This window comes from Streptomyces tyrfis (assembly GCF_037034285.1).
In the GTDB taxonomy this organism is placed as follows: Bacteria; Actinomycetota; Actinomycetes; order Streptomycetales; family Streptomycetaceae; genus Streptomyces.
In genome coordinates this window covers 96,434-114,045 of the sequence record NZ_JBAGJZ010000010.1, presented here as the reverse complement: position 1 = coordinate 114,045, position 17,612 = coordinate 96,434, and the positions used below count along the sequence as shown (strand labels likewise).

The 17,612-nt window shown below is 73.9% G+C and carries 13 protein-coding genes; 8 read left to right on the top strand and 5 right to left on the bottom strand.

Features of this window, described 5'->3' with window-relative positions:
- Positions 1–95: 95 nt before the first annotated feature.
- A complete protein-coding gene (locus tag WA762_RS10370) occupies positions 96–806 on the bottom strand; it encodes an SDR family NAD(P)-dependent oxidoreductase (RefSeq protein ID WP_335935022.1) in 711 nt (236 codons plus the stop codon).
- 367 nt (positions 807–1,173) lie between these two features.
- Between WA762_RS10370 and WA762_RS10365 the strand changes: the two genes are divergently transcribed.
- Positions 1,174–2,052, top strand: a complete 879-nt coding sequence (locus WA762_RS10365; RefSeq protein ID WP_335935020.1) for a dioxygenase family protein — start codon at positions 1,174–1,176, stop codon at positions 2,050–2,052.
- A 48-nt stretch (positions 2,053–2,100) separates the two neighbouring features.
- On the opposite strand, the gene WA762_RS10360 is transcribed toward WA762_RS10365, so the two are convergent.
- From WA762_RS10360 to WA762_RS10345, 4 genes are all read right to left on the bottom strand, one after another.
- Complete coding sequence (locus tag WA762_RS10360; RefSeq protein WP_335935019.1) at positions 2,101–4,236, bottom strand: AAA family ATPase; 2,136 nt, start codon at positions 4,234–4,236, stop codon at positions 2,101–2,103.
- Positions 4,233–4,937, bottom strand: a complete 705-nt coding sequence (locus WA762_RS10355; protein WP_335935017.1) for a Pvc16 family protein — start codon at positions 4,935–4,937, stop codon at positions 4,233–4,235. The genes WA762_RS10360 and WA762_RS10355 overlap by 4 nt, the downstream gene beginning before the upstream one ends.
- The gene (locus tag WA762_RS10350) at positions 4,934–8,101 is read right to left on the bottom strand and encodes a hypothetical protein (protein ID WP_335935016.1); all 3,168 of its coding nucleotides are present in this window, start codon (positions 8,099–8,101) and stop codon (positions 4,934–4,936) included. The genes WA762_RS10355 and WA762_RS10350 overlap by 4 nt, the downstream gene beginning before the upstream one ends.
- Positions 8,102–8,300: 199 nt before the next feature.
- Positions 8,301–9,026, bottom strand: a complete 726-nt coding sequence (locus tag WA762_RS10345; RefSeq protein WP_335935014.1) for a helix-turn-helix transcriptional regulator — start codon at positions 9,024–9,026, stop codon at positions 8,301–8,303.
- A 224-nt stretch (positions 9,027–9,250) separates the two neighbouring features.
- On the opposite strand from WA762_RS10345, the gene WA762_RS10340 reads away from it, so the two are divergent.
- The 7 genes from WA762_RS10340 to WA762_RS10310 all read left to right on the top strand — a co-directional run bounded on the left by WA762_RS10340 (position 9,251) and on the right by WA762_RS10310 (position 17,567).
- Positions 9,251–10,546 (top strand): COG1470 family protein, encoded by a 1,296-nt coding sequence (locus WA762_RS10340; RefSeq protein WP_335935117.1) that lies wholly within the window; start codon positions 9,251–9,253, stop codon positions 10,544–10,546.
- A 535-nt stretch (positions 10,547–11,081) separates the two neighbouring features.
- On the top strand, positions 11,082–12,611 hold the full coding sequence (locus tag WA762_RS10335; protein WP_335935013.1) for a phage tail sheath family protein: 1,530 nt from the start codon (positions 11,082–11,084) through the stop codon (positions 12,609–12,611).
- 39 nt (positions 12,612–12,650) lie between these two features.
- Positions 12,651–13,091: a phage tail protein gene (locus WA762_RS10330; RefSeq protein ID WP_073784156.1), complete on the top strand. Its 441-nt coding sequence runs from the start codon at positions 12,651–12,653 to the stop codon at positions 13,089–13,091.
- The gene (locus WA762_RS10325; RefSeq protein ID WP_335935011.1) at positions 13,088–13,582 is read left to right on the top strand and encodes a hypothetical protein; all 495 of its coding nucleotides are present in this window, start codon (positions 13,088–13,090) and stop codon (positions 13,580–13,582) included. Before WA762_RS10330 ends, WA762_RS10325 begins: the two co-directional genes overlap by 4 nt.
- On the top strand, positions 13,579–13,737 hold the full coding sequence (locus tag WA762_RS10320) for a DUF6760 family protein (protein ID WP_003966147.1): 159 nt from the start codon (positions 13,579–13,581) through the stop codon (positions 13,735–13,737). Before WA762_RS10325 ends, WA762_RS10320 begins: the two co-directional genes overlap by 4 nt.
- Positions 13,738–16,513: 2,776 nt before the next feature.
- The gene (locus WA762_RS10315) at positions 16,514–17,065 is read left to right on the top strand and encodes a hypothetical protein (RefSeq protein WP_335935002.1); all 552 of its coding nucleotides are present in this window, start codon (positions 16,514–16,516) and stop codon (positions 17,063–17,065) included.
- Between the two features lie 76 nt (positions 17,066–17,141).
- On the top strand, positions 17,142–17,567 hold the full coding sequence (locus WA762_RS10310; RefSeq protein WP_335935001.1) for a phage tail protein: 426 nt from the start codon (positions 17,142–17,144) through the stop codon (positions 17,565–17,567).
- The last annotated feature ends 45 nt before the right edge of the window (positions 17,568–17,612 follow it).

The window sequence follows — 17,612 nt, the reverse complement described above, 5'->3', positions numbered from 1 at the left end:
GGGGCGGGCATCCCGCATCACCGCTGCGGCCACGGATGCACGGGCCGCTCGGCTCCGGGCTCCACGGAGCCGTCGCCCTTCTTTCTGACGTTGGCTCAGGTAGCGTGCAGCCCGCCGTCCACGAACAGGTCCTGGGCGTTGACTCCGGTGTCGCGGGGCAGGCACTCGGTGGCGTCGACGACCTCCGCCGTCGTCACCAGGCGTCCGATGGGGGTGCGCGCCACGTGTGGGTGGTCCGGCGCCCCGCTCCACTTGGGGCTGTCGCCCAACGCGCCCGGGTGGATCGCGTTGACGCGGCAGGGGGCGAGTTCCACTGCCAGTGTCCGCACCAGGCCGCTGACGCCGCCGTTGGCGGTGGTCACCATGGTGGAGCCGGGGTACGGGCGCAACTTGGCCAGGCCGCCGAAGAGCACCACGGACGCCCCGGGGGCGAGCCGGTCGCGCAGCGCGCGCACCGTCTCGGCGTAGGCCACCAGCTTGACGGTCACGGTCCGCACCGCGTCCGTGATGCTGAAGTGGTCAAGGGAGTTGACGCTCTGCTCGATGGCGCTGATGACCAGATGGTCGACCTCGCGAACCGTGGCGAGCGCGTCGGCGCTCGTCTCCGGACGCGCCAGGTCCAGGGGCAGTCCCCGGGCCCCGCCGCCGATCTCGCCCGCCACGGCGGCCGCGCGCTCCCGCGAGCGGCTGGTGACGACGAGGGTGTCGCCGCGGTCGGCGAGGCGCTGGGCCACGGCTCGCCCCAGCCCGCTGCTCCCGCCCACGACGACGGAGGTGATCGCGTTCCAGCGCTCCCTTCCGGTCAACAGCCGATGAGCGACGAACAGAACGGGAGAATATCCGCAAACCCGGGCTTCACCGGTCTGTCGTCGGACGTGGCACGGGAGAGGCACGCGCCTGCGGGAGGCGTCGGACACTCGCCCGGGCTCCCGACGCCGGCGATGCGGGCCGCACGACCGCCTCGGGGGCGGCCCGTCCCACCCCGGGCCTTCGCACGTCCGTGCCGCGTGCGGGCCGCAGGCCCGCCTTCCGAGGGCCTACGCCGGTCGGTGGAGGGCCGGGAACCCCATCAGGGAAACCTCCGGCAGGTGACCGTGTCGGGTCGTCCCGCGAGGGGCGCCGGCACCGCAGGATGACGCGGCGCGGTGCGGCCCGAACGACGGGAGGAGTGCGATGTCCATCGACCCGACGGCGACCTCGATCACCGAGGTGGTGCGGAGGACCTTCGACGGCACGGAGGACGAGCGGGTCAAGGAGCTCTTCGTCCGCCTGGTGCAGCACCTGCACGACTTCGCGCGGGAGGTACGGCTGACCGGTGACGAGTGGTTCAAGGCGATGGACTTCCTGGAGCGTGTGGGCAAGACGTGTACGCGTACTCGGCAGGAGTTCGTCCTGCTGTCCGACATCCTGGGCCTGAGCGTCCTGGTGGACCTGATCCACCATCCGGGTGGTGGATCGGTGACGGATTCGACGCTGCTGGGCCCCTTCTTCGTCGAAGACCGGCCGACGGCGGGGAACGGCTCGGACATCTCCGGCGGGGTCGCGGGGACTCCGCTGTTCTTCGACGGCCGGGTGCTCGGCCCGGACGGCGCCCCGGTGGCCGGTGCCGGGGTGGACACCTGGCACAGCGACGGAAACGGCTTCTACGACGTGCAGATGCAGAACAAGCTGCACGGCCGGACGGCCATGCGGGCTCTGCTGACCACTGACGACGAAGGGCGGTTCTGGTACCGGTCGGTGGCCCCGCGCTGCTACCCGGTCCCCGCCGACGGGCCGTGCGGGGAGATCCTGCGCGCCGCGAACCGGTCACCGATGCGCCCGGAACACCTGCACTTCCGGTTGTGCGCCGAAGGCTTCGAGCCACTGACCACCATGCTGGTCCGCAGTGACGATCCCTATGTGGAGAACGACGCGGTCTTCGGGGTCAGGCAGTCGTTGGTGGTGGACTTCGTCCGGCACGGGGCGGGGGAAGCCGCTCCGGACGGCACCCGCATGGACGAGCCGTTCGAGACGGTGCGGCGGACGTTCGTGCTGGCCCGTGAGGAGCATTGAGCCGTCGAGCCGTCCGGCCATGCCCCCGTGTGCCCCCGGGGCGTCACGTCACCGGGCGGGGGGCCCGCCCTGCTCGCGGCCCAGCCAGGGGCCGAACTCGCTCTCCATGACCAGTCGGCCGAGTTTCCGGTACTCCTGGAGCACGGCCGAGACGATCTGCTCCATGCCGAGCGGGCCCCCCGATTCCGCCGCCTGGTAGGCGGCGGTCACCGCGCAGGCGCGGATCGACCCTCCCGCCAGCTCGAAGCGACGCGCGCAGAATTCCAGGTCGAGGTCCGCGGCCCGCGGGATCGCCGTCCCGAGGCAGCGGTCCCACAGGGCCAGTCGCTGCCGGGCGTCCGGCATGGGGAACTCCGCGATCACGTCGAGACGGCGGGTGAAGGCCTGGTCGAGATTGGCCCGCAGGTTGGTGGTGAGCACCGCGATCCCGTCGAAGGACTCCATCCGCTGCAGCAGATAGGCCGACTCCACGTTGGCGTGGCGGTCCTGGGCGTCCTTGACCTGCGAGCGCTTCCCGAAGATGGCGTCCGCCTCGTCGAAGAGCAGGATGCCGTTGACGTCCGCCGCCTCTGCGAAGATCCTCTCGAGGTTCTTCTCGGTCTCGCCGACGTACTTGTCCACCACGATGGACAGGTCCACGACGTAGAGGTCCATGCCGAGTTCCGAGGCCACCACTTCGGCGGACATGGTCTTCCCGGTGCCCGACTCGCCGGCGAACAGGGCGATGACCCCTCGTCCCCGGCCTCCGCCGGGCCGCATGCGCCACTGGCCCAGCACCTGCTCCCGGTGGCGTGCGCGCAGGGCGAGGTCGGACAGCTGGCGGCGGGTCGCGGCGGGCAGGACGAGGTCGTCCCAGCCCACGGTCGGCTCGATCCGGCGGGCGAGCCGTTCGAGCCCCGCGCCGTTCTGGGCCCGGACCGCCCGGCGCAGGTCCCGCGGGTCCACCGGGCGTTTCTGCGCGGCCGCCAGCCGGGCGGCGACGGTGGCGGCCCTGCGCAGTTGCTCGGAATCGAGCCGGCAGGCCGTGACGGACGTCGCGAGTTCCCCGGCCGCCCGCACGTTCTCGGGAGGCAGCCCGACCGCGGCGCCGGCCGCGGCGAGGGCCCGGCTCCACTGCCGCGCCACGCCCGAGGGGCCGGCGGGCAGCGCACGGAACGGGACGGGGCTCTCCCTGCTCCAGTGCGGGTCCCAGTCCTTCTTCCCGTACGCGATCAGCGGCGTGCCGCTGATCGCCGCGCAGAGGCCGCCGAGCAGTCCCGCTCCCTCGGGGCGCTCGGGCGCGAGCCCTTCGATCGGTCCGACGACGACACCGCCTCCGCCGAGCCGGGCCTCGGCCGCCAGGGTGCGGACGAGTTCCGCCGGTTGCGGGGCGGCGGCGAGGGCCGCGACGTCGACCACCAGCGGGCGCCGTCCCGTGGCGAGCAGCGCCCGCACGGCGAGTCCGCCGGGGTCGCCTCCCCGGTCCAGCAGATGCACCAGGCCGCTGCCCGTGCCCAGCGCCGCCGCGACGCGCAGTGCCTCGGGCTCCGGGTCCGGATCGTCCCCGGGGCCGGCCACCCGGACCAGTCCGCGCAGCCTTCCGTCGGGTTCGTCGTCGCCAAGCAGGTGGGCGGTGATCCGGTCCGGTACCCGCAGCACCCGTGAGAGCAGCGGACGCTCGGCCTCCAGGACCGTCAGCAGTCCGCCCGCGATCAGCGGGGCGGACGGCGAGAACCGGAAGCGGCCGGAGCTCGCGGCGGGCAGTCCGCAGAGTTCGAGCGCCAGGCCGATGGTCGGTCTGCGCCGGCCGAGGTCGTCGTTGAGGTAGCCGTAGAGCCGCTCGAACCGGGGGTCGATGTCCGGCGCCGTCGCGACCAGCAGCAGGTCGACGTCGAGCGGGGTCAGGCCGAAGTCCTCGGCGAGCCTGCCGATCCGGCCCCCGGGCGGCGAGTCCGGCGCGGGCCGGGACGCGTACTCCGGTACGGGGGCGAACGCGTCGCGGGCCGCCAGGATCCGTTCGGCCCCCTCGGGGGTGAGGTACTGGCCCCGGTAGGGGTCGTCCGCCTGCGGGTCGACGGCCCGCCGGTCCGCGACGGCGTTTCTCACCCGGCGCTCGACGTGGACCAGCCGCTCCCAGAGTTCCCCGACGGCCGTCGGGGCGCCGGGCAGTTCGCGGGCGCGCGGGGTGTCCTGTGCCGTGGTCATCGGGCCGCGCTCCCGCGCCTGCGCCGGCCGGGCGGCAACCGGCGTTCGCGTTCCGCGGCGAAGCCCCGCTCGCCGGGGTCGGACGCCCCGTCGTAGCGCAGCCTGCGCCCCGGGCCCGTCCCGTCGCCGTCCCGCGCGGGAGCGGACCGCACCAGCAGCCCTTCGGTGACCGGCGGGCCGGCGGACGTCCGTTCGCCTTCCAGCGGCGCCCACACCCGCAGGTCGATCGCGGCCTTGAGCTCGCCGCCGAGCGCGGACCACACCTCGGCGGTGGACTGCCGGTCGGCGCCCGGGCCCGCCGCCTCGATCTCCACGGTCAGCCCCAGTTCGGCGAGGCTGCCGGTGAGCGTCCGGGCGGGCAGCGCGCTCGACCGTACGAGGCAGCGCAACACCTCGGAGAGCAGCCGGTGTTCGTCCTGCGGACGGTTGGTCCAGGCGGTCACCAGGTAGGTCAGCTCGAACCAGCGCGGCGGGGTGCGCCGACCGACCACCATTCCCTCGTCGTCGTGCTCCTCGGCGGTGCCGGTGCGGCGCCGGGTCGCGTCCTCGCGGATGCCGTGCAGGAAGACGCTGACCGTGGGGGCGTTGCGCCGGGCGGCCCAGTCCTTCGTCGGCGCCTCGAAGACCAGGTCGACGCCGCTCTCCTGGAGACCCGCCTCGACCAGCAGCAGCCGCAGTCCCTCGTCGACTTCGTGGATCACCGGCGCCCCACCTCGTCCGGCGGGGCGATGGCGCCGACGACCACCAGGAAGTCTGTGGTGACCGGGCTGAACCCGGGTCCGGCGGCCGTGATGACGCGCCGTCCCGTCCGGTCCTTCACCAGGATCAGCAGCTGCGCGATGAACGTGCCGTCCGCGCGTGGGACGGCGGGCGGCGCGGCCGCCGTGATCCCGGGTTCCCAGGTCAGTCTCACCGGGGCCCCCGGCGGGAAGTCCTTGCCCCGTACGGAGGTGACGAACCCCGGTTTGCCGACGGCGGGCACCGCGACGATGCGGGGCTTGAGAATGCGCAGCGGGGTCCTGGCGACGTTGTCGCGGGGGTCGGCGTCGGTGCCGGTCGTGGTCAGCGTGCCGGTGATGGTCGTCCTCAGTGCCCGGTCGGGCGCGAGCACGACCCGGACCACCGTGGAGGCCCCCGGAGCCAGGTCGGGCAGTGCGCACACCCCGGCCGCGCAGCCCGCCGGGAGCGGGCCCGCCGGGACGCCCGCGGGCAGGCCGAGCCTCAGCCGCAGGCCGGTGGCGAGGGCGTTCCGTCCGTTGCGCACGGTGTACGTCACCACCACCCGGCCGCCGACGAAGCCGGGGCTGGGCTGGGCCCGGACGACGACGCCGGGTCCCGCCCGGGGTTCGGGCGGCAAGGGGGCCGGGGGCCGGGGCGGCGAGGCCGTGGGGGTGGGTGTGGGCGTCGGGGTGGGCGTGGGCGCCGGCGCGTCCCGGACCGGGACGACGGTCGCGGTGGCGTTGTCCGTGGGGTTCGGGTCCAGTACGGCGCCGGCGACCGACCAGCCGATCCGCTGGTCCCCGGCGGTCACCCCGGTCAGCCGGACGGTGACGTCCACGCTCGCCCCGGGCGGGAGCACGCCGAGGTCGCACTGCGGCGACCCGGTGGCGCAGGAACCGGCCGGAGTGGTGATCCCGTCCAGACGCACGCCGGGCGGCGGGTCGGCGGTGAACGTGGTGCCGGGCGAGTGCGCGGGTCCCCGGTTGGTGACGGTGACGGTCACCGAACCGGAGGAACCGGTCTCCACCTCGGGTCCGGTGGGCGGCGCGGTCAGCGACAGGTCGACCGACTGCTGGTAGGCGGGCTCCTTCTGACGTCCGGCAAGGCCGTTCGTCAGCGGCGTCAGGCGGCCGCTGACGAGGTCGAGCACCTTCAGCCGCTCCCGGGAGTTCGCCTCCACGGTCCGGCGCGAACTCAGCACCAGCCGTCGGGCGTCCGGTGACCAGGCCACGTCGCGGGGCTGGAAGGGCCCGCTCTGCGCGGCGTCGGGAAGCTCCTGCCCGCACGCGCCGGGGTCGTTCCGCAGGGCGGACGGGAGCACGACCCGGCATCCGTCGCCGGTGGGCGAGGTCACCAGGATTCCGTCGCGCTCGTTGACCCGGCCGCCGCCGTCCTTGCGGTTGAAGGCGATCCGGCCTCCGTCCGGGGAGAAGGCGGGGCTGTCGTCGATCACCTCGCATTCCCCGGGGCAGGCGGTGGCGCTGAGGTCCCGTTGCTGGTCGAGCGCCTTCACCGGGACGGTCCAGACGTGCTTGACGCCGCCGACCCCGCGGATCACGTGGTTGCGGGTGAAGGCGAGGGTGGTGCCGTCCGAGGACCAGGTGGGCTGGGCGTCGCCGCCCGTCGGCTGCCCCTCGGGCGGGACGATCCGGCCGGTGATCGCCCCGGTGGCGACGTCCGCGATCAGGATGCCGCTCGGGCCCGGCTGCCCGTCGGCTCTGCCGGGCGAGGACCGGGTGAACGCCAGCCTGGTGCCGTCCGGGGAGAAGGTGGGGTCGGTGTCCCAGTCACGGGGGCCGCGCCCGGCGAGCGGCATCGGCTCCGGGTGCTGGCCGTCGGCGTCGGCCAGCCAGATCCGCTCGACGCGCTCGTTCTCCGGGCCCTCGAAGCGGGTCACGACGATGCGTCGGCCGTCCGGCGTGTAGTTCTGCCGCTCGGTCCACGGGTCGTAGCCGTCGGCCGGGTCGAACAGGGGGTCCTTGGCGTGGTCGGTGTTCCTGTCGGCCTCCGGGTCCTCCTTGAGGATGGTGAGTCCCAGGTCCCGCGGATCCGAGCCGTCCTGTCTGACGTCCTGGAGCGTCACGACGCACGCGTCCGCGACGGTCCGCCGGGTCACGACGACGGTCCCGGTGTCCATGGGGCCGCTCCAGGTGGGTGATTCGACCTCGCGGTCCTCGCCCAGCACCAGGCCCGGCTCGTTCTCGTCGAAGGAGGTCACCCGGTAGACGTGGTCGTAGTCCTTGCACCCGCAGGTCGTGTCGGGGCTGAGGAAGACCAGGTCGTTCCCGTCCGGCAGCCAGGCGGCGGAGCGGGTGCGCCAGCCGGCCTGCACACCGGCCAGCAGCGGGCGGTCGTCGCCGGGGCCCTCGGTCACCCGGAGCCGGGGGCCGGTCTCCTCGTCCGAGGCGAGGGTGTAGGCGACGCGGGCGCGATGGGTGTCGTCGTCCACCGGGTTCCACACCGGTTCGGTCGCGTCGCCGGGCGGCCCGTCGCTGATCCGGGTCGCCCGGCCGCCGGACACGGCCCGTTCGTATATCTGCCTGCCCCGCAGGGGGTCGCCGTCCGCCGAGTAGGCGATCCGGCCGCCGTCCGGGGAGAACGTCGGGTGGGTCTCGTCGGCGCCCGTGTCCGTCAGCCGTCGCAGGCCGGTTCCGTCGACGCCGACCGTCCACAGGTCGTGCTGGACCCGGCCGCCGGGCCCCGGCTCCGCGGAGTCGAACACCACGGTCCGTCCGTCCGGGGAGAGTTCTGGGTGGGCGGCGTCGCGGTCGGCGGTGAGTCTGCGCACCGCCCCGCCGGGCTCGCGCACGTACACCTGGGGGCGCGCCGAGTCGCGCAGGCTGGTGAAGACCAGTGTCTCGCCGCGTGCGGAGGGGTCCTGGTCGTAGTGGGTCGGTCCGGTGCCGAACAGCGGGGCGCTGGTGCCGGTGTCCGACGGGGAGACCCGGCCGAGGCTGCGGTGTCCGGTACCGGCGAAGGCGATCCGCCCGGCATCCGCAGGGCTCTCGTCCACCTCTGCGGCGGCTCTCGGCGCGTCCTGCGGCGCGGACGTGGAGCCCGCCACCAGAAGCGGCGCCAACAGCACCACCACGCCCGCCAGTCGGCGCAGCCGGGTCTGCCTCGCCGGGCCAGCAGTGCCGGTCACGGCCCACCTCACAGTCTGGTTGATGACGCTCCCCTCAGCAGCATCCCGCTCGGCCGCGGCCGGGAACAGGCCCCGAGTACCCGGATCGGGGGAAGGAGCCGCTGCCCTTTGCGTCCGCCTCTCCGGCTCCCCGCTCCGAGAACACCGAAGCGCTCCCGTGCGGGCGGCGTCGGCACGCCGTCCGCACGGGGGGCGGGACTCAGATGAGTCCGTGTCGCATGGCGTAGCCGACGGCGTGCGCCCGGTTGCGCAGTTCGAGCCGTGTCGCCATCTCGTGCAGCACGTTCTTGACGGTGCGTTCGGAGTACGAGGTCTTCTGCGCGATCTCCGCCGTGCCGAAGCCCTCCGACACCAGCCGGATCATCTCCGCCTCCCGTGCCGTGAGGGTGGAGAGGGACAGCCCCCGGGGATCGAGGACCGTGCGCTGGAGGCTGCTGACGTGGTCGAGGAGCTTTCCGAGCAGATCGCCCGGGAGCACGCCTTCGCCGTTGGCTATCGCCGTCACCAGGTGGACGAGCCGGTCCTGGTCGGCCTCCCCGCGCCTGAGCACGGCGGCCACACCGCACTCGATCAGGGTCTGGAGCGCGCCCGATTCGAAGAAGCCGACGACGAGTCCGGTGCGGGTCGCGGCGTTGCGCTGGAGGCGGGACAGGAGCCGGACGGTGGGCTCGTCCACCATGTCCACCACCACTAAGGAGACCTGGGCCCGGTCGGCCTCGGACTCCGCCGTCAGTTCTATCTCGGGACGTGGGCGCAGTTGATGGATCACGCCGGTCTGCAGGATCAGATCCTCCGCGTACACCGCTACGGAGACCCTGCCCGAGGGGGCCCTCCGAGCGCCGCGCTGCGCGGCGCGTTCCGCGGCGGTGGGCCTGCGGAACTGCCCGTGCGCCGCCGCTCCGTTGTTCACGTCTGTCATCGTCATCGTTCCGTGCTCGTCTTTCTCAGGTGCCGCTGTCGATGTGCCGGTCGCCGTTCCGTTTCGCGCCGGTTCCGTCAGGGGGACCTGGCCCGGGACGGAGGCTCGGGGACACCGTGCCGTTGGGCCGTCGGGGCACAAGCCCTGCCCGTTCGTTGCCCTCGCGTCTCTGCTGTGCCACCGCGTCCGCGGCCTAACGTCGCATCGTGACCACATCTGCCGAATTCGAAATGTCCACGGTGACGGTGTCGCCCGGCGCCGAGGCGACGACGGCCCTGACCGTGCGCAACGACGGCGACATCGTCGAGGCCTACACGCTCGAAGTGGTCGGCGACTGCGCCGCGTGGAGCACCGTGGAACCGGCGCGTGTCTCGCTCTATCCGGGCACCTCCGAGGTGGTGACCGTGCGGCTGGCCCCGCCCAGATCCCCCGAGGTCCGGGCCGGGGAGACGCCTCTGGGGGTGCGCGTCCTGCCCGCGGAGCGCCCCGAGTCGGTGGCGGTCCCCGAGGCCTCGGTGGTCGTGGAGCCCTTCCACGAGATCCGGGCCCAGCTGGATCCGCGTCGCCGCCGCGGCTGGCTGGGCGCCCGGTTCCGGACTTCGGTGCAGAACCGGGGGAACACCCCGGTCGACGTCGCGCTCACCGGAACGCAGGCCGGGGAGGAACTCCGCCTGGCCTTCTCGCCGGGCGGGCAACGCCTGGAACCGGGCGAGTTGGCCGAGATGGGCCTGCGGGTGCGGGCCCGGAAGCTGATCTGGTTCGGCAAGCCCGCCACCTGGCCGTTCGAGGTCGAGGCGGCCGAACGGGCAGTAGGGGAGACCGAGGGCGAACAGCCCCGCCCGACGGAGACGGTGTCCGGCGAGTTCGCCCAACTGCCGTTCCTGCCGAAGTGGTTGCTGATCGTGCTGGCCGCGCTGCTCGCCCTGCTTCTGGCGTGGTTCGCGCTGGTCCGGCCCGCGGTGCGGAGCACCGCGAAGCAGGCGGCGGCCGAGGCGGCGGAGAAGGAGCGGCCCGGCAACGGTCAGCAGGGCTCGGCGTCGACCGGCGGCTCCGGCGACCCGGGCGGCGGCCAGGGGCAGGACGGGAGCCAGGAGCCCCGTCCCGGCCGGTCCACCGGCCCCGGCGGCTCGGGCGGCTCCGGCTCGACGACGGGCACGGGCGGCGGCAACCAGCAGATGTCGGAGACGATCGACGTGCAGACCAGGGCCGGGGCCGAGAAGAAGGGGACGTACCGGGTGCCCCGGGGGAAGGTGTTCGAGGTCACGGACATCGTGGTGGCGAACTTCCAGGGCGACGAAGGGGTGCTGACCATCACGTTCGGGAACCGGAAGATCACCACCATCGCCCTGGAGACCTTCCGCAACCAGGACTATCACTGGGTCACCCCCATCCAGATTCCGGAGAACGCCGCCGTCACCGCTTCCGTGACATGCGACAAGCCGGGCACTCCAGCCACCGGAACCCAAGCATCCGGATGCCATCAGGTACTCAATGTCAGCGGCATACTGAGCGACCTCGCACCGTAGAACAGAGCGCCGGGCCTCCCGCTTTCCCCCCGCACGGGACGAGAACAGCAGAAATTCCGATCCGTGGAAACCCGGCTTACCGATAGTTGGCGAAACCCGTTCCCCGCGCACACAGGCGATGCGGACCCGTCCGCGGGGTCGCGCCCGTCTGATTCTGGCCGAGAGTGATCCCCTCCAACGGGCTCCGGCCACGGGCTTCCGGCGCCCCGGCGGGAGCGCCCCCATGTGCCTTCGACCGCCGCCATTCACCGGGCCCGGGCGCGCGTGCTTCCCGTCGGCCATTCCGTCGACGCGCCGTCATATGTCCGCCGTCTTGGCGGAGTTCATCTCTCTTTCGCCGAATGGGCCGGGCGCATGGCCACGGGCCGGCTCGGGAGGCCTGCGTCGCACGTCCGCGCGGGGAAGAACTCCCCGTCGCCGGGGTGCCTGGAAAGGCAGCGTCGTTGCCCCGTGCCCAGGACTCCGAGGCCTACTGCCCGCCGGGGCGGCCCGACAAGACTGGGCGTCGACCGGATGACCACCCGAAGGAGCGAGCATGCCGTCGTACCTCACCCCCGGCGTATACGTGGAGGAGGTGCAGTCCGGAGCACGGCCCATCGAGGGCGTCGGCACGGCGGTCGCAGCCTTCGTCGGTTTCGCGGAGACCGGTCCCTTCCACCGGCCCACCCTGGTGACCAGCTGGGACCAGTACGTCCAGACCTTCGGCGCCTACGCGCCCGACACGTATCTCACGCTCGCGGTCCACGGTTACTTCGCCAACGGCGGCGGCGCGGCCTACATCGTGCGGGTGGGCGGGGCCGCCCAGGACTCGGCGGCCGGATCCGCCGCCGCGGCGGCTCCGTCGGCCGCTCTCGGGGGCTTCCTGGTGTCCGCGCGGCCCGGTACGAGCGGCGACCTCTCGGTGGAGGTCGCGGACGTCGAGGGGGACAACCCTCCGGAGGACCGGTTCCGGCTGTTGGTGCGGCAGGGCGGCAAGGTGGTGGAGACCTTCGACGTCTCCACCCGCAAGAGCGTGAAGGGCTACCTGGTCACCCAGGCCCGCCAGTCCAAGCTGATCGAGGTCGTCGAGCAGCCCGGCGCGGCCCAGAGCCGCCCCGAGAACCAGGTCCTCCCGCTCTCCCCCGCCGCTGCCGGCCCGGGGGCCGGTGCTGCCCGTGTCGACCTGGCCGAGTTCGTCGGGGACGCGTCGGAGCGCACGGGGCTCGCGGGGCTCGAAGCGATCGACGAGATCACCATGGTCGCCGTGCCGGACCTGATGAGCGCCCATCGGCGCGGGGACATCGACGCGGAGGGCGTCAAGACCGTCCAGACCGCGCTGATCTCGCACTGCGAGCAGATGGGCGACCGGGTCGCCGTGCTGGACACCCCGTCGGGCATGGGCGCGCAGCGGGTCCGTGCCTGGCGCAACGACGACGCCGGTTTCGATTCGCGCTACGCGACCGTGTACTACCCGTGGATCAGCGTCTTCGACCCGGCGGCCGGCCGCAACACCCTGATGCCGCCGAGCGGTCATGTCGCCGGCGTGTGGGCGCGCAGCGACGGCGAGCGCGGTGTGCACAAGGCTCCCGCCAACGAGGTCATCCGCGGCGCGCTGGACCTGGAGATCCGTCTCAGCAAGGGCGAGCAGGACCTGCTGAACCCGATCGGCGTCAACTGCGTGCGCGCCTTCCCGGGCCGCGGCATCCGGATCTGGGGCGCCCGCACGCTCTCGTCCGATCCCGCCTGGCGCTACCTCAACGTGCGCCGCCTCTTCAACTACCTGGAGGAGTCGATCCTCCTGGGCACCCAGTGGGTGGTGTTCGAGCCGAACGACGACCGCCTGTGGTCGAGCATCCGGCGCAACGTGACCGCCTTCCTCACCGAGGAATGGCGTCGGGGCGCTCTCTTCGGCCGCACGGCCGAGGAGGCGTTCTACGTGAAGTGCGACCGCGACAACAATCCGCAGGAGTCGATCGACCTCGGGCAGGTCGTGTGCGAGATCGGCGTGGCTCCGGTGAAGCCCGCGGAGTTCGTGGTCTTCCGCCTCGCGCAGTTCTCCGACAGCACCAGCCTCGTCAACGAGTGACCCGGCAGGGTCCGCACACAGAACAGGTGACACAGAGCCATGGCAGAGGGCGACGCTCTTTCCACCCACGTCTTCGGCGTGCAGCTCGGCGGCTATCTCGTCGAGTCGATCCAGGAGGTCAGCGGTCTGACCGTCGAGGAGGAAGTCGTCGAGGTCCGTCAGGTGACCGCCGAGGGCAAGCAGATCATCCGCAAGCAGCCCGGCGCCCGTCAGGCGGGTGAGGTGACGATCACCCGCGGGATCGACAAGAGCAGCGAGTTCACCAACTGGATCAAGGAGACCCTCAACAAGGGGGCCGTCGACGCCGCGCGCCAGAACCTCACCATCGAGATCAAGGACTCGAAGGGCGACACGGTCCGGCGCATCCAGCTCATGCAGGGCTGGGCCAGCAAGTGGGAGGGTCCGTCGCTGAAGGCCGGCGAGTCCAGCGCGGCCACCGAGACGGTCACCATCACCTTCGAGGAGATCGTGGTCGAATGAGGCGCAGGACCGTTACGTCCGGCGGGCTCGACGAAGTCCTCGACACCCTCGCGCCCGCCCCGTCCGCCGCCCGCGAGGAGGCCTCCGCGCCGCCCGCGGCCCGGGAGCGGGAACGCCAGGACCTGCGCACGGAGTTCGAGTTCGAGCTGCCGCGCGGTTACGTCGACGACGAGGGCCAGGTGCACCGGCAGGGCTCGATGCGGCTGGCGACGGCACGGGACGAGCTGCGTCCGCAGATCGACCTGCGGGTGAAGGAGAACCCGGCGTACCTGAGCGTGGTGCTGCTGAGTCAGGTGATCACCCGGCTCGGCGCCATCACCGATGTGCACGCCGGGGTGGTCGAGCGGATGTACGCCACCGATGTGGCGTTCCTGCAGGACTTCTACCGGCGGATCAACAGCGAGGGCCACACGCACGCCGCGGTGACGTGTCCGTTGTGCCACGGCTCGTTCGAGGTGGATCTCTCGGGTGGGCGCCTGGGGGAATCGTGACGTACGCGCTTCCCCGCCTGCGGGAGGAGATCGCGTACGTCGCCTACCACTTCCACTGGCAGCGCGAGGACATCCTCGACCTCACCCACGGCGAGCGTCAGCAGTGGGTACGGGAGATAGCGCGGATCAACACCCGCGTCAACGAAGGCGGGTGATCGTATGGGGTTCGGCGACTGGTTCCGCCGAGCGGACCGGACACGGTCCGACGCCCCTTCCCGGGGCGAGGACCGAGCCGGTGCCGGGCCGGCGACCGGGACCGGCCCGGACGCCGCCCCGAGCGTCGGCCCGGACGCCGACCGGGCCGGTCGGCGGGGCGGCGACTGGGACGGCGGCTGGCGGCAGGTCGCGCCGCCGGCGGTGACCGTGGCCCGGTCCTCGATCGGGGTGAGCGACGGGCTGCGATTCCGGTCCGGCCTCGCCTCGTGGCAGAACGTCGCGTTCGGCGGCGAACTCGGCCATGCCGTGATGCCGTCCGCGCCGGTGGGCCTCATCCGCGGGGTCGCCCGCCCCGCGGACGCGCATACGGTGTCCGCCGGTGGGCCGCTGCTCCTGCGCGCAGCCCGGCCGGACGCGGACGGGAGCGCCGAACCCGCCGCGGGCGTGCCGGCCGCGGCGGACGGTTCGGCCGGCCGGGGAACGAGCGGTGGGAGGCGGGGCCCGGCGGCCGTCCAGCGGTCGAGCGCTCCGGCGCCTGCCGCCGCCTCCGGCCCGGGAACACCGGGACGGACCGTTCGAGGGAGCGGAGCGACCGACCCCAGGACCGCGTCGGGAACGTCCCCGACGAAGGGCGCGGCGTCGGCCGAAGACCCGGGACCCGCCCAGGCTCCCGCTCCCGCATCGGCATCGGCATCGGCATCGGCATCGGCATCGGCATCGGCATCGGCATCGCAGCGTGCCGGGGACGCCGTGTCGGCGCCGGCCGCGTTCCGGCGTACCCGCCCCGATGCGGTGCGCCCCCGGCGGACCGCACCGCCGCTGATCGTCGCCCGTCGCCCGGCGATGCCGCTGAGGCACATCACCGGAATTCCGCCGATCGCGGGCTCCGCTCCGTCCGACCCCGTCGTGGGCGATGGCGCGGCGCGGCGCACCACGTCCGATCGGCCGGGCGGCCCCGGCACTGATCCCACCGCCACCGCCCCAGCGCCTGACGCCTCACCCACATCCCCACCCACGCCGACGGCGGATAGCCCCTCCAGGCCTCCCGGTACCACAGCGGTGCGGCCCGCCCTGGGCAAGCCGCTGCGGGAACTGCCCTCCGGCGCCGTGCCCGCCGACCCGGCCGAGCGGCGCGGGGTCGCCCCCTCCGGCCCGGCGGAGCAGCCCGAACCGGGCATGCCCGTACTCCAGCGGCAGTCATCGCAGACGCCGGAACCGCCGACCGCGCATCGGCCGGAGGCAACGACACCGTCCGCGCGCCCGCAGCCGTCCCCGCGTCCCGACGCCGCCGAACCGCCCCGGGCTCCCCGGTCGTCCCCGTCCGTCCAGTCGGCGCCGGCCCCGGCACGGGCCTCGTCCTCCGGTCCGCAACAGGCTCAAAGGCCCGCTGGGCACGAGCCGTCGAAGCCCTCGGGGTCCGGCGAGTCGTCAACGCCGCCACCGCCCGACCGGGCCGGCCCACCGAGGCGTGCCCGCGGCGGGATCGGCGCTCCGCTCCCCTCGCTCCCCGCGACTGCCAGGTCGCGGGACGACGCTCCTCTGCTCGGTGACCGCCGTCGGACGGCTCCGGGAGCCATGGGCCCCGGGCAGGGCACGACACCGTCGCGGGAATCCTCGGCTCCCCCGCCGGCCGCGTCGGCCGGGCCCGTGCGGACATCGGCAGAGCCGGACGGGCCTTCCGGGATGCCGGTGCTCTCGTCGCCCGCGTCCGCGTCTTCCGCCTCGGCCGCGCCGGGTTCCGCGGCCGTCCAGCGCACGGCGGACGCCCGTACGCCCGCGAACGCACCCGCCACCGGATCCTCTTCCTCCACGTCCCCGAATCCCCCGGCTTCGCCGACCCCTCCGACTCCTCCGAGCCGTTCGACCCCTTCGGCTTCCTCGGTGCGTTCGGCTTCTTCGGTGCGTTCGGCTCCTTCGGGTCCCGCCGCTCCGGTACGGGTCCGGCGGGTCGCCCCGGAGCGAGCGCCGACAGGCGCATACCGGCCCACCGGCGACGTCGAAGGGCGGTTGCCCGTCGTGCGGCGGTCGCGTGATCTGCTCCCGAACAGGGCGCTGAAGGTCAGCACCGGTTCGGCCGAGGGCTTCTCCGCCCCGGCGGCGTCGGCGGCGGACGGCGGCACGGCCCGCCCGGTCGTGGCGGCCACCTGGCGTCGTGACGTACCGCAGCCCGGGGCCGCCGCGCCCGCATCGGGACAGGGGAGCGCGTCGCCCGGGCCGTACCGGCCGTCATCCGGCGCCTCGCCCCGGCCGACGGCCCCTCACCCGCATCCCGGTCCCGCCATAGCCGGCCCGCCGCACCGGTCCCACACCGACGGCCGGGCACCGGCAACCGAACGGCTGGCGCGCGGGGCGCGCACGCCCGGAGGGCCGGGGCCCGGCGGGACCGTCCAGCGCTCGGTGTCCGGCGACCCCGGGCCCGCGGCCCCTCCGAACGCGACCCCGTCGGGCCGTACGGCGTCCGGCCCTCCGGCTCGCCCCGCGGCGGGCGGCGACGGGGCGAGCGGGACCACGACCGGCAACGGCCGGGCGGGGCGCGGACCGTGGGTGGGCAGCTCCCTGCTGCGGCGGGTCCGGCGTTCGGCGCGGAGTGGGCCGGCCGCGCCGTCCCGGCTCGACGCCCAGCCGTCGGCGCGGGATCGCTGGGAATCCCTCCCGGCCCGTGTCCCCGCTCCGCCGTCCCCGTCCCCGCGCCACGCGCCGGCCCTGCCGTACGTGTCACCGCCGTCCCCCGGAGCGTCTATACCACAGGCGTCACCGTCCTCCCCCGGGGCCCCCGTGCCACACGCGACGGCGTCCTCCTCCGGGGCGTCCGCGCCGTCCGCCGCCGGGCCGGTCCCGGTGGTGCGCCCGCATCCGCCCGCGACGGCCGGACCGGGGCCGGGCGCGCTCGCCGTACAGCGGGCGGCGATGCCGGTGGTGCCCGAGTCCGGCGGTCCGGCGATCACCGGTCCGGCGCCCGGAGGCGGCGTGCCGGGCGGAGCGCCCGCCCTGTCGGTACGGGTGCCGCAGCCGCCGCGTCCCGCCCCCGGTCCGGCCGCCGGGACGGGCGATCCGGGGCCCGCGGCCCGGACCGTGCAGCGCGCGGCGGCCGAGGCCGGGATCATCGGCGTTCCGGTCAGGGCGGCCCCGGTGAAGCCGACCGGTCCCTCGTCCGGGACCGGATCGGCCGACCCGCCCGACCCGGTGACTCCGGCCGCGCACCGGGTGACCGGCGCGGAGATCGAGGAACTGGCGCGACGCCTGCTCGATCCGGTGAGCCGGCTGATCCGCGCGGACCTGCGCCGGGGCCGGGAGCGCACCGGCCGGTTGTACGACGGCCGCCGCTGACGACGGCCCGGCCCGGCGAAGCGCCGGGAAGCAGCCGGCAACGCACTGGGAAAACGGCAGAGAAGAAGAAAAGCACATGACGGACAACATCTTCGCGACGAGCGTGTTCTTCAAACTGGTGATCGGAGGCAACGACCTGGGCGCCTTCCACACCTGCGCGGGCCTGGGGGCCGAGGTGGAGCTGGAGCAGTACGCCGAGGGCGGCAACAACGGCTTCACCTGGCAGTTGCCGGGCCGGATCACCTGGACGAACATCACGCTGACCCGCCCGGTGACCGCCGACACGCTCAAGATCGCCCGATGGCTGAACGACACGATCCAGCGGGTCGAGCGCAAGGACGGCGAGATCGTCGCGCTCCGTCCCGACCTCAGCCGCATCATCAGCTGGCAGGTACAGGGCATCGTGCCGGTCCGCTGGCAGGGCCCCTCTTTCGACCCCGCCAGCTCCCAGCCGGCCGTCGAGACGCTGGAGATCGCGCACGAGGGTCTGGAGCCCTCCTGAGCGCTCATCGGATCGCTCACGGGCCCCAGCAGTCCCTCAGACCCG